The sequence below is a fragment of the Streptomyces sp. NPDC020747 genome, from assembly GCF_044334695.1.
In the GTDB taxonomy this organism is placed as follows: Bacteria; Actinomycetota; Actinomycetes; order Streptomycetales; family Streptomycetaceae; genus Streptomyces.
The window spans coordinates 545,418-556,267 of record NZ_JBIRTJ010000004.1 but is presented as its reverse complement, the minus strand read 5'-3'; the positions used below and the strand labels follow the sequence as shown (position 1 = coordinate 556,267).

Sequence of the window (10,850 nt, the reverse complement as noted above, 5' to 3'; positions counted from 1 at the left end):
GATGGCGGAGAATGGAGGCATGGCTGGAGCGGGGAAGGAGCGGGCTCGGCACTGGCAGTTCGCGGAATTGCCCGGTGTCGATCTGCTGCGGGCTCGGTACGTGCGGAAGACCTTCGTCCGGCATACGCACGAGAACTTCGTCATCGCCGCCATCGCCGACGGCGTCGAGGTCTTTCATCACGGTGGGGCGGACCAGTACGCGGGGGCAGGATCTCTGGCGCTGGTCAATCCCGACACGCCGCACACGGGGCGGGCCGGTGTTCCCGAGGGCTGGCGGTACGGGGCGGTCTATCCGTCGCCGGAGCTGGTGGCGGAGATCGCTGCCGAGACCACCGCTCTTCGCGGCGCTCCCGGGTTTGTGAGCCCGGTTCTCGACGATCCGTACGCCGTGAGGCTGGTTCACCAGGTGTTGCGGGCCGCCGAGGAGGGCAACGCGCTGGCTGCCGACACGTTGTTGCGCGTCGCCGTGACCCGGTTGCTGCGGGTGAACGGCGGGCCGTTGCCGGAGCGGGTCCCGCGGACCGCGGGAGCCGGCGTCGCGGCACGCGCGCGTGCCGTTCTTGAGGAACGGATCGTGGAGCCGCCCACTCTGGAGCGGCTCGCCGGCGATCTCGGGACCAGCCCCTTCGCGCTGCTGCGCGCCTTTCGGGACGCCTACGGGATGCCTCCGCACGCGTGGCTGACCGATGTCCGGGTACGGCGTGCGCGTCGGCTGCTGGACTCGGGTGTCGCGCCCGCCGAGGCGGCCGTCGCGGTGGGGTTCACGGACCAGCCGCACCTCAATCGGCACTTCACGCGCATCGTGGGCGTGCCGCCGGGCGCGTACCAGCGCGAGCGCAAGAACGTACGAGAGCGCAAGAACGTACAAGAATCGCGGCGGGAGATTCTCGTACCGTCCGGGGCGTGGCAGAACACGCAGCTCTCGCAGACACACGCAGTGAAGACGGCGGAAAACCCGATGCCGCCGTCGTACGGGACGCCCTCGGAGTCGGGGTGGCCGTCGGACTGTCCGGTTTCGCCTTCGGGGTGACCTCTGCGGGCAGCGGGCTTACGCTGCTGCAGACCTGCGCACTGAGTCTTCTGGTGTTCACCGGCGCCTCCCAGTTCGCCCTCGTGGGGGCGCTGGCCGGCGGGGGCAACCCGTTCACCGCCGCCGCGGGCGCGTTCTTCCTGGGGGTGCGCAACGCCTTCTACGGCCTGCGTCTTTCGCAGTTGTTGGCCCTCCCGCGCGCGGTGCGGCCGTTCGCCGCCCAGTGGGTCATCGACGAGACCACGGCCGTGGCGCTCGCCCAGCCCACGCGGCGCAGCGTGCGGATCGGCTTCACCGTCACCGGGCTCACCCTCTACGTGCTGTGGAACCTCACCACGCTGCTCGGCGCGCTGGGCGCCGACGCCATCGGCGACACCGACGCCTGGGGCCTGGACGCGGCCGGACCCGCCGTCTTTCTGGCGCTGCTCGCACCCATGCTCAGGACCACCACGGAACGGATTGTCGCGGGGCTCGCGGTCGTCCTGGGGCTCGGGCTGCTGCCTGTCCTGCCTGCCGGTGTTCCCGTCCTGGTGGCCGCGCTCGCCGCCCCGGCCGTCCTGTGGGCGGAAGGGCGTCGTCGGGGGCGTACCGGGCCGACCGAGGACGACGACACCGTGGGGGAGGGGCGTTGAACATCTGGATCGCGATCGGCCTCACCGCCGTCGGGTGCTATGCCGTCAAGCTCATCGGGCTGCTGATTCCGGCAGGCCTGCTGGAGCGGCCGCTCGTCCAGCGGCTCGCCGCTCTGCTGCCCGTCGCCCTCCTGGCCGCCCTCACGGCCCAGCAGACCTTCGCCGACGGACGTGTCCTGGTACTGGACGCGAAGGCCGCGGGGCTTGCCGCGGCCGCTGTGGCGCTGCTGTTGCGTGCCCCGTTCCTGCTCGTCGTCGCTGCGGCTGTGCTCGTCACGGCGGGGGTGCGGGCGATGACCGGTTGAGGAGGAGACGCCGACTGGGCTGAGGAGGGGGCACGCGTGCGTGTGCCCCCTGATCGAGGCACCGTCGCCGGCCGGCAGCGGCAACCGGCGACCGGTGATCGGCCTGGCCACGCCGGCGAGTGGACGGGCGCCGACGTCAGCCGACGGGCAGTCCATGGGCCCGCAGGGTGCGCAGGGCCTCGATCGTCGCGATGGGGCGTGCCTCCAGGGCCGTACTCGGTGCCCACTGGTGCCGGCGGATCGGCCAGCCACCGTCCTCCTGCTGTTGGCTCACCAGGAACTCCAGGGAGCCCGTCATCTCGGCGTCGGTGAACCACGCGCGCGCGAGTGAGCCCGGTGTCTTCGCGTAGTCGTACGGGAAGTGGTGCTCCCCGGGCGCGTAACCCGGTGCCACGGGGAAGGTGCCAGGACGCGCCGGGTCCAGCGCCGCGAGCCGCTGTTCGCGCACCAGGCGGCCGAGCCGGTCGGCGGCCGCCTCCGCGCGCGGGCGGTCGGGCGCCGAGTCCAGGAAGGCCACGGCCGCCTCGATCTCGTACGGATGCGACTTGTCCAGGGACTCCACGGCCTGCCAGCAGAAGTCGGTGGCCCTGAACAGCCAGGCGTGCCACACCTCGTTGCGGTGCAACAGCCCCACCACGGGGCCGGTGGCGAGGAGTTCGCTGGGCGGGTCGTCGACGATCGGCAGGAAGGGTGCCGCCGGATAGCCGCGCTGGCTGGGATGGATCGTCGGCAGTGCCCCGTCCTGCGTCGACACGGAGGTCAGGTAGCGGCACATGCGCTCCACCCGCTGCCCGCCACAGCGCCCGATCGAGTCCAGGACGCGCAGCGCGTGCCCGGTGTGCAGGGGCTGGCTGACCGGGCCCCGCAGATCGGGTTCCAGCGCGTGACCGTACCCGTCGTCCTCGTTGCGGTAGGCGGACAACGCGGTCTCGACCGCGTCGGCACCGCCGCCCAGGAAGTGGTACGCGAAACGACGCTGCTCCAGCACGCGCGCGGTGAGCCAGACGAAGTGCTCGGCGCGGGCGAGGGGGGTGTGCGCCGGGGGCGTCGGGGGGAGTGGGGATGCTCCTGTTTCGGCCATGAGTCAGACCGTAGGACGGAAAGCGTTCTCGGCAAGCGGTCCCGGCTCGGGCCCACTCTCAGGGGCGGGATACTGGAGTCATGCGGTTGACGGTCTTCTGGGAGCGGATGGCGGATCACTTCGGAGCGGGGTACGCCGACACCTTCGCACGTGATCATGTGATGTCGGAGCTCGGCGGGCGCACGGTGCGGCAGGCGCTGGACGCGGGCTGGGAGGCGAAGGACGTGTGGCGCGCGGTGTGTACAGCGGTGAACGTTCCCTACGAAAACCGCTGATGAGCCACGAAGATCCGGGGGCGGGGGTCGATTGTCGGAGCTGTGGGCGAGACTTGGTCCGTGGCATCGACAGATGAGACCGCGCACGTCGGTCAGCAGGCTTCCCCGCTCGGCACGACACCTCCCAGGCCCCCGGCCGGGAACGCGGCCGAGACGGGTGCCCGCATGCCGCGCTGGCTGCCGCGGGCCATGGTGCTCGCCCTCACCCTCATCGCCTGTTTCCAGCTGGGCAGTTGGGCCTTCCACGAGCTGACCGGGCTGCTGATCAACATCCTGATCGCGTTCTTCCTGGCGCTCGCCATAGAGCCCGCGGTGAGCTGGATGGCCTCGTTCGGCATGCGCAGGGGGCTGGCCACCGCGATCGTGTTCCTCTTCGTGATGATCGCGAGCGCCGGGTTCGTCACGCTGCTCGGCTCGATGCTCGCGGGGCAGATCATCGACATGGTCGAGGATTTCCCGCAGTACGTCGACTCGGTGATCAGCTGGATCAACACGACCTTCCACACGGAGCTCAGCCGCGTCGACATCCAGGAGGGCCTGCTGCGCTCCGACTGGCTGCGAAAGTACGTGCAGAACAGCGCGACCGGTGTCCTGGACGTGTCCACACAGGTGCTGGGCGGACTCTTCCAGCTCCTGACGATCACACTGTTCGCCTTCTACTTCGCCGCCGACGGCCCGCGGCTGCGGCGTGCCCTGTGCTCCGTACTGCCGCCCGCCCGGCAGGCCGAGGTGCTGCGCGCGTGGGAGATCGCCGTCAACAAGACCGGCGGCTATCTGTACTCGCGCGGGCTGATGGCGCTGATCTCCGGCGTGGCGCACTACATCCTGCTGGAGTCCCTCGGCGTGAACTACGCGCCCGTGCTCGCCGTCTGGGTGGGTCTGGTCTCGCAGTTCATCCCCACCATCGGTACGTATCTCGCGGGCGCCCTGCCGATGCTGATCGCCTTCACGGTCAACCCCTGGTACGCGCTGTGGGTGCTGATCTTCGTCGTGGTCTACCAGCAGTTCGAGAACTATGTGCTGCAGCCCAAGCTGACGGCGAAGACCGTGGACATCCACCCGGCGGTCGCCTTCGGGTCGGTCATCGCGGGCACCGCGCTCCTCGGAGCGGTCGGCGCCCTGATCGCCATCCCGGCGATCGCCACGCTGCAGGCCTTCCTGGGGGCCTACGTGAAGCGGTACGACGTCACGGACGACCCCCGGGTCCACGGGCGCCGCGAGCGGGGCACGAGCACTCTCCTCGCACGCATACGACGCGCGCTGATGGGGCTCCGGGAGGCTCGGACGGCGGAGGGCGAAGAACCCCGAGACGCTTCGTAGCGCGAACCCCACGACGCCTTGTAGCGCACCGGCGCGGCGCCTGTACGTCCCTGGAAGCAGCCGGGTGGTACGGCTCGCGACACGCTCCCGTCGAAGCGCGTGGTGCGCTTGACACCGAAATCGAACATCCATTCTGATGGAGGCTCCGGCGAAGCCCGGGGCGGGATGTCGACGGGGATTTCGTGGAGAAGCGCCCGAGTTATCCACAGGTCGGACCGGCGTCGGGGCGCATTGTCAGTGGCAGGCGTTAGCGTCTTTGACGTGAAGCGATCGACACAAGCAAATCGGGTGGAACCAATGGCAGCAGGCACTGACCGCGAGAAGGCGCTGGACACCGCGCTCGCACAGATTGAACGGCAATTCGGGAAGGGCGCGGTGATGCGCCTCGGCGAGCGGCCGAACGAGCCCATCGAGGTCATCCCCACCGGGTCGACCGCACTCGATGTAGCCCTCGGCGTCGGCGGTCTGCCGCGCGGCCGAGTGGTCGAGGTGTACGGCCCGGAGTCCTCCGGCAAGACGACCCTGACCCTGCACGCGGTGGCGAACGCGCAGAAGGCCGGCGGCCAGGTCGCCTTCGTGGACGCGGAGCACGCCCTCGACCCCGAGTACGCGAAGAAGCTCGGCGTCGACATCGACAACCTGATCCTGTCGCAGCCGGACAACGGCGAGCAGGCTCTGGAGATCGTGGACATGCTGGTCCGCTCCGGCGCCCTCGACCTCATCGTCATCGACTCCGTCGCCGCGCTCGTCCCGCGCGCGGAGATCGAGGGCGAGATGGGTGACTCGCACGTGGGTCTCCAGGCCCGGCTGATGAGTCAGGCGCTCCGCAAGATCACCGGCGCGCTGAGCCAGTCCGGGACCACCGCGATCTTCATCAACCAGCTGCGCGAGAAGATCGGCGTGATGTTCGGCTCCCCGGAGACCACGACCGGTGGCCGGGCGCTCAAGTTCTACGCCTCGGTGCGGCTCGACATCCGCCGTATCGAGACGCTGAAGGACGGCACGGACGCGGTCGGCAACCGCACCCGCGTCAAGGTCGTCAAGAACAAGGTCGCCCCGCCCTTCAAGCAGGCCGAGTTCGACATCCTCTACGGGCACGGCATCAGCCGCGAGGGCGGCCTGATCGACATGGGCGTGGAGAACGGCTTCGTCCGCAAGGCCGGCGCCTGGTACACGTACGAGGGCGACCAGCTCGGCCAGGGCAAGGAGAACGCGCGCAACTTCCTCAAGGACAACCCCGACCTCGCCAACGAGATCGAGAAGAAGATCCTGGAGAAGCTGGGCGTCGGTGTGAAGCCGGAGAAGCCCACCGCCGAGCCGGGCGCGGACGCGGCGGTGTCGACGGCCTCGGACGAGGCCGCGAAGACGGTTCCCGCTCCCGCGACCAAGGCCGTCAAGCCCAAGGCCGCGGCGGCCAAGAGCTAGTCCGTGACACGGCGAACCGACTGGGCCGAGTACGTCCACCCCGCCGCCTCCGAAGGGAAGGGGCGTGGGGGTGACAGCGACACGGCCGGAGACAGCGACAGGGCGTACGACGCTGACGGGCCGTACGGTCTCGGGGCCTGGGGCGCCGAGACCGCGTACGGCGATCAGGAGGGGGACGGACGGCCGGACGACGGTCCGCGCCGCGATGACGGTCCGTACCGCGGCGGCGGTCCGCGGGACGGTGACACCACGCCGAGCGGCGGCTCGCGTCGCGGCTCCGGCCGGCGCGGTGACGACGGCTGGTCGTACGGGGGCGACGGGCCGCCGGGCACGGGGGAGCGAGGCGCCGGAGCCCCGCGCGGTGGCGGCCGTGGTGGACGGGGTCGCGGTCGGCGGCGCGGTTTCGGCGAATCGTCTGCCGACGGCGACCCACAGGACGGAGGTCCCTCTTCCTCGTCGAGGGCCGAGAAGAGGGAGCCCCCAGGGGACCCGGCCGAGCGGGCGCGGGGCATCTGTCTGCGCCTGCTCACCGGGACCCCGCGCACGCGGAAACAACTCGCGGACGCGCTGCGCAAACGCGAGATCCCGGACGACGTGGCGGACGAGGTGCTCTCCCGCTTCGAAGAGGTCGGGCTGATCAACGACAGTGCCTTCGCGGACGCCTGGGTGGAGTCCCGGCATCACGGCCGGGGCCTGGCCCGGCGGGCGCTCGCCCGGGAGCTGCGGACCAAGGGCGTGGACTCCGCACTGATCGACGAGGCCGTCGGACAGCTCGACTCCGAGCAGGAGGAGACGACCGCACGCGAGCTCGTCGCCCGCAGGCTGCGCTCCACGCGCGGCCTCGACCGCGACAAGCGCATACGACGCCTCGCGGGCATGCTCGCCCGCAAGGGCTACTCCGAGGGCATGGCCCTCAGAGTGGTCCGGCAGGCGTTGGAGGAAGAGGGAGAGGACACGGAGTTCCTCGACGACGGCGAGGGGTTCTGAGACGGGCCCTTGAGGAGGCGTGGGGCTGCCTCCGGGCCGACCGGTTCCGGGCCCCGGGCACGGTGGACGCGCGGGGGCGCCCATCGCATCCGGGGCCGGGACGGGGTGGGGCGGGCAGGGCAGGACAGAGAGGGCTGGGCGGGGCGCGAGGCTTCCGGCGCCGACGCTGACCCGCTGGCACCGCCCCCTCCCACGCCGACGCCGGTGCCGACATCGGCGTCGGGGTCGGTGCCGGCGTCAGCGCCGAAGAGCCCCGACCTCGGACGAGTGGCAACTCCCCTCCGAGAAGCCTCCGTTGCCATGAGCGAGGGTGGGGTTAACCCCCGGTCCAAGACGCTGGCCGACCGCAGTGCACAGACCCCTGTGCACAGACGACTGTGTACCCATGGCACAGGAACCCGGCGCCACCGACCCCGCTGATCAGGGACACACACGTCCCGATCCCGCGAAACCGGAGCACACAGCTCCCGACCCCGACCTCTCCCCTCGCCCGGCCCCCGTCGAGCTCTCCGACCTCGCCGCGCTCAAGGCACTTGCCCAGCCCCGGCGGCAGTGGATGCTGCAGCACCTCACCGTGCACGGCCCCGCCACATCCGCGACGCTCGCCAGGGCGCTCGGGCTCAACACGGGGGCCACCAGCTACCACCTGCGCGAACTCGCGCGCTACGGCTTCGTCGAGGAGACGGGCGCCGCCGGGCACGGCCGAGAGCGCTGGTGGCGAGCCGTCCCCGGCGACCGCCGCTTCCCGCCGCGCAGCCGCCAGAGCCCCGAGATGCGGCTCGTGATGGACGAGCTCAACCACCACGCGTACGCCGCAGACCTCGAACTCTTCGAGCAGCTCCAGCGGGACGCGGTCGACGAGCCATGGGCCGACGCCTTCCCGTACTCGCGCGGCACGATCCGGCTGACGCTCCCCGAACTGCGCGAGTTCTTCGAGGAGTACATCGCGCTCCTCAACCGCTACAAGCGCCCCGATGCGGACACTCCGGCCGACGCGCGCACGGTACTCACCCGGTTCCTCGCCTTCCCCGCCCAGGCCGTCTCCACAGACGCGACCGACCCCGATTCCCCGCCCGGCCCGGCGTCCGGTTCCACTCCCGACAGCGCAGACGACTCAGACGACTCAGACGACTCAGACGACTCAGACGACTCAGACGACTCGGACGACGGAAGAGAGACCGAGACCCCATGATGCTGCGCTACGCCCTGCGGACCGTCCGTCATCGCAAAGGCGGATTCCTCGGTGCCTTCCTCGCCCTGATGTGCGCGGCAGCCCTCATCACGGCCTGCGGCACCCTCCTCGAAACCGGACTGCGCGGCACCATCGGCACCGAGCGCTACGCCGCCACCCCCGTCGTGGTCTCCGCCGACCAGAACGTCCACCGGACCACCGTCAAGCACAAGAAGGGAAAGACGAAGACCAAACACAAGGCCAAGCCCATCGCCGAACGGGCCTGGCTGCCCGAGAACCTCACCACGAGGCTCAGCCGAGTCCCCGGCGCCGAACGCGTCATCCCCGAACTGACCTTCCTCGCCGAGCCGTTGACACCCACCGGCACAGGCGGTCGCACCGCCTACGGCCACGCCTGGGACTCCGCGGCCCTCACTCCGTACACCCTCACCACCGGAACCCCTCCCCGAGCCCGGGACGATCTGGTCGTCGACCGCTACCTCGCCGACCGAGCCCGGCTGAAGCCGGGCGACCGCCTCACCGTCCAGTCCACCCGGAGCCCACGCACGTATCGCGTCACCGGCATCGCCGCGCCCACCGGAGACGAGATACGCCACCAGACCTCGCTCTTCTTCTCCGCCGCCGAAGCCCGGCACCTCGCCGCGCACCCCGGCCAGGTCACGGCGATCGGCGTCGTCCCGGCCGAGGGCACCAACACCGGCGACCTCGAAGCAGCCGTGGCCAAGGCGCTGCGTGGCACGACCGCGCAGGTCAGCACGGGAGACGAGCGGGGCCCCGTCGAGTTCCTGGACGCGGCCGCCGCCCGGATCAAGCTCGTCAGCATGGGCGGAGCGATGGGTGGCACGTCCCTGCTCGTCGCCGTACTCGTGGTCGTCGGTACCTTCGCGCTCTCCGTGCGGCAGCGGCACCGCGAACTCGCCTTGCTGCGCGCCATCGCCGCCACACCAGGACAGATCCGCAAGCTCCTCGGCCGCGAGGCCCTGCTGGTCGGCGCGGCAGCCGGAGTCGCCGGAGCGCTCGCGGGGCTGCCGCTCGGCAGCTGGCTGCACGGCAGGTTCGTCGCCCTGGGCGCCGTGCCCGCCACACTTCAGCACACCGTCAGTGTGTTCCCGCTGTTCGCCGCCGTCGTCGCCACGCTCATCGGCGCCTGGGCCGCCGCCCGTGTCTCCTCACGCCGCATCGCCCGTATCCGCCCGGCCGAGGCACTCGCCGAGGCCGCCGCCGAGCGTGGCCGACCCGCCTGGGGGCGCGTCCTCGCGGGACTCGTGCTGCTCGCCGGAGGTGCGGTCCTGGTCGCCGTACTCAGCGTTCTGCGCACCGAGCCGGCCTCGACTCCCGTGACGTTCCTGGCCGTTGTCGTCCTCGCCTCGTCCGTCGCCCTGCTCGGCCCGCTCCTGGTGAGAGCGGCCGCCGCGGTCCTGGGCGCCGCGCTGCGACGGACCGGCCCGGGCGGCAGGCTCGCCACCGCGAATCTGCGCGGCAACGCCACCCGCATGGCCTCCGTCGTCACCCCGCTCACCCTCCTCATCGGTATGACCTGCACCGTCCTCTTCGTCCAGCCGACCCTGGGACACGCTGCCCGTGCCCAGGCCCGCGAGGGCATCCGCGCGGACTGGGTCCTCGCAGCCGAGGGCCCCGGCGTCCCGGCGCAGGCCGCACGGCAGCTGCGTACGGGCCGCGATGTCGCCACCGAGGTCGTCCGGACGACCGTCCGGGTCGGCCTCGACAAGTACGCGGCACAGGGCGTCAGCACCGCCGGTCTGGCCCGCACCTGGGACCCCGACGTCACCGCGGGCTCCCTCGCCGAGCTCACGCACGACACCGTCGCCGTCAGTGAACTCGCCGCGGACCAGCTCCACTTGAAGCCCGGCAGCACGCTGAAACTCACCCTCGGCGACGGCACGCCCGCCACCCTCACCGTTGCCGCCGTCTACGCCAAGGGCCTCGGCTTCGGCGACCTCACCATGGCCCACGACCTGGTCGCCCGCCACGTCGACAACCCGCTCGCGGCCACGGTCCTCGTCTCCACCGCCCGTTCACAGGAAGAACTCGCGGCCGCCGTCCGGAAGTTCCCGGGCGTCCGGGTCGTCTCACCGGCCGCCGCGGACTCGTTGCAGGCAGAGCGGCTGCAGGCGAACGCCGAGGTCAACTACTTCGCCATGGGGCTCGTCCTCGCCTTCACCGCCATCGCGGTCGTCAACACGCTCGCCATGTCGGTCTCCGAGCGCGTACGGGAGTTCGCGTTGCTCCGCCTCGCCGGTGCCACGCGTCGCCAGGTACTACGGATGCTGCGGACCGAAGCCCTGTCGGTACTGCTCCTGGCGACGACCCTCGGCAGCGGCATCGCGCTCGCCGTCCTCACGGCCTTCAGCATCGGGATGACAGGCAGCGCGGCCCCGGCCGTCACACCCCTGGTCTACGTCACGGTGGTCGCCGCCGCCGGACTGCTCGCCCTCGTCGGCACCGCGCTGCCGGGCCGGGTGGCCCTCAAGGCGCGACCGGTCACCGTGGCAACGGCCAGGGAGTGACCTGAGTGGTCTGGGAGTAAGGGGTGGTACGCAATGGTGGGGGCCCCTTACACGAAGGGGCCCCCACCGCTACAT

Annotated in this window: 9 protein-coding genes and 1 pseudogene; 9 read left to right on the top strand and 1 reads right to left on the bottom strand. The window is 71.2% G+C overall.

All coding sequences use genetic code 11. From position 1 onward, the window contains the following. Window position 1 precedes the first annotated feature (1 nt). The 3 genes and pseudogenes from ACH4YP_RS15140 to ACH4YP_RS15130 all read left to right on the top strand — a co-directional run. Window positions 2-772 (top strand): annotated as a pseudogene (locus tag ACH4YP_RS15140) (AraC family ligand binding domain-containing protein); the annotation flags it as partial. 131 nt (window positions 773-903) lie between these two features. Next, a complete protein-coding gene (locus ACH4YP_RS15135) occupies window positions 904-1,662 on the top strand; it encodes an AzlC family ABC transporter permease (protein ID WP_398490813.1) in 759 nt (252 codons plus the stop codon). Then, the gene (locus ACH4YP_RS15130) at window positions 1,659-1,967 is read left to right on the top strand and encodes an AzlD domain-containing protein (protein ID WP_326759256.1); all 309 of its coding nucleotides are present in this window, start codon (window positions 1,659-1,661) and stop codon (window positions 1,965-1,967) included. Before ACH4YP_RS15135 ends, ACH4YP_RS15130 begins: the two co-directional genes overlap by 4 nt. 136 nt (window positions 1,968-2,103) lie before the next feature. Here ACH4YP_RS15130 and ACH4YP_RS15125 read toward each other — a convergent pair whose 3' ends face one another. Next, a complete protein-coding gene (locus ACH4YP_RS15125; RefSeq protein WP_398490812.1) occupies window positions 2,104-3,048 on the bottom strand; it encodes a hypothetical protein in 945 nt (314 codons plus the stop codon). Window positions 3,049-3,128: 80 nt separating this feature from the next. Between ACH4YP_RS15125 and ACH4YP_RS15120 the strand changes: the two genes are divergently transcribed. The 6 genes from ACH4YP_RS15120 to ACH4YP_RS15095 all read left to right on the top strand — a co-directional run bounded on the left by ACH4YP_RS15120 (window position 3,129) and on the right by ACH4YP_RS15095 (window position 10,775). After that, window positions 3,129-3,323, top strand: a complete 195-nt coding sequence (locus ACH4YP_RS15120; RefSeq protein WP_361059230.1) for a DUF3046 domain-containing protein — start codon at window positions 3,129-3,131, stop codon at window positions 3,321-3,323. 60 nt (window positions 3,324-3,383) lie between these two features. Then, window positions 3,384-4,643, top strand: a complete 1,260-nt coding sequence (locus tag ACH4YP_RS15115) for an AI-2E family transporter (protein WP_361059228.1) — start codon at window positions 3,384-3,386, stop codon at window positions 4,641-4,643. 297 nt (window positions 4,644-4,940) lie between these two features. Beyond that, window positions 4,941-6,068 (top strand): recombinase RecA, encoded by a 1,128-nt coding sequence (gene recA / locus ACH4YP_RS15110; protein WP_361059226.1) that lies wholly within the window; start codon window positions 4,941-4,943, stop codon window positions 6,066-6,068. Window positions 6,069-6,071: 3 nt separating this feature from the next. After that, window positions 6,072-7,055, top strand: a complete 984-nt coding sequence (recX, locus tag ACH4YP_RS15105) for a recombination regulator RecX (protein ID WP_361059224.1) — start codon at window positions 6,072-6,074, stop codon at window positions 7,053-7,055. Between the two features lie 385 nt (window positions 7,056-7,440). Then, window positions 7,441-8,247: an ArsR/SmtB family transcription factor gene (locus tag ACH4YP_RS15100; RefSeq protein ID WP_398490811.1), complete on the top strand. Its 807-nt coding sequence runs from the start codon at window positions 7,441-7,443 to the stop codon at window positions 8,245-8,247. Beyond that, window positions 8,244-10,775, top strand: coding sequence for an FtsX-like permease family protein (locus ACH4YP_RS15095; protein WP_398490810.1), 2,532 nt, complete (start codon window positions 8,244-8,246; stop codon window positions 10,773-10,775). The genes ACH4YP_RS15100 and ACH4YP_RS15095 overlap by 4 nt, the downstream gene beginning before the upstream one ends. Window positions 10,776-10,850 lie beyond the last annotated feature (75 nt).

Bases quoted from the DNA above. Each gene is read 5' to 3' on its own strand.
- ACH4YP_RS15125 (WP_398490812.1), bottom strand. From the start codon at position 3,048: ATGGCCGAAACAGGAGCATCCCCACTCCCCCCGACGCCCCCGGCGCAC.
- ACH4YP_RS15120 (WP_361059230.1), top strand. From the start codon at position 3,129: ATGCGGTTGACGGTCTTCTGGGAGCGGATGGCGGATCACTTCGGAGCG.
- recA (WP_361059226.1), top strand. From the start codon at position 4,941: ATGGCAGCAGGCACTGACCGCGAGAAGGCGCTGGACACCGCGCTCGCA.
- ACH4YP_RS15100 (WP_398490811.1), top strand. From the start codon at position 7,441: ATGGCACAGGAACCCGGCGCCACCGACCCCGCTGATCAGGGACACACA.
- ACH4YP_RS15095 (WP_398490810.1), top strand. From the start codon at position 8,244: ATGATGCTGCGCTACGCCCTGCGGACCGTCCGTCATCGCAAAGGCGGA.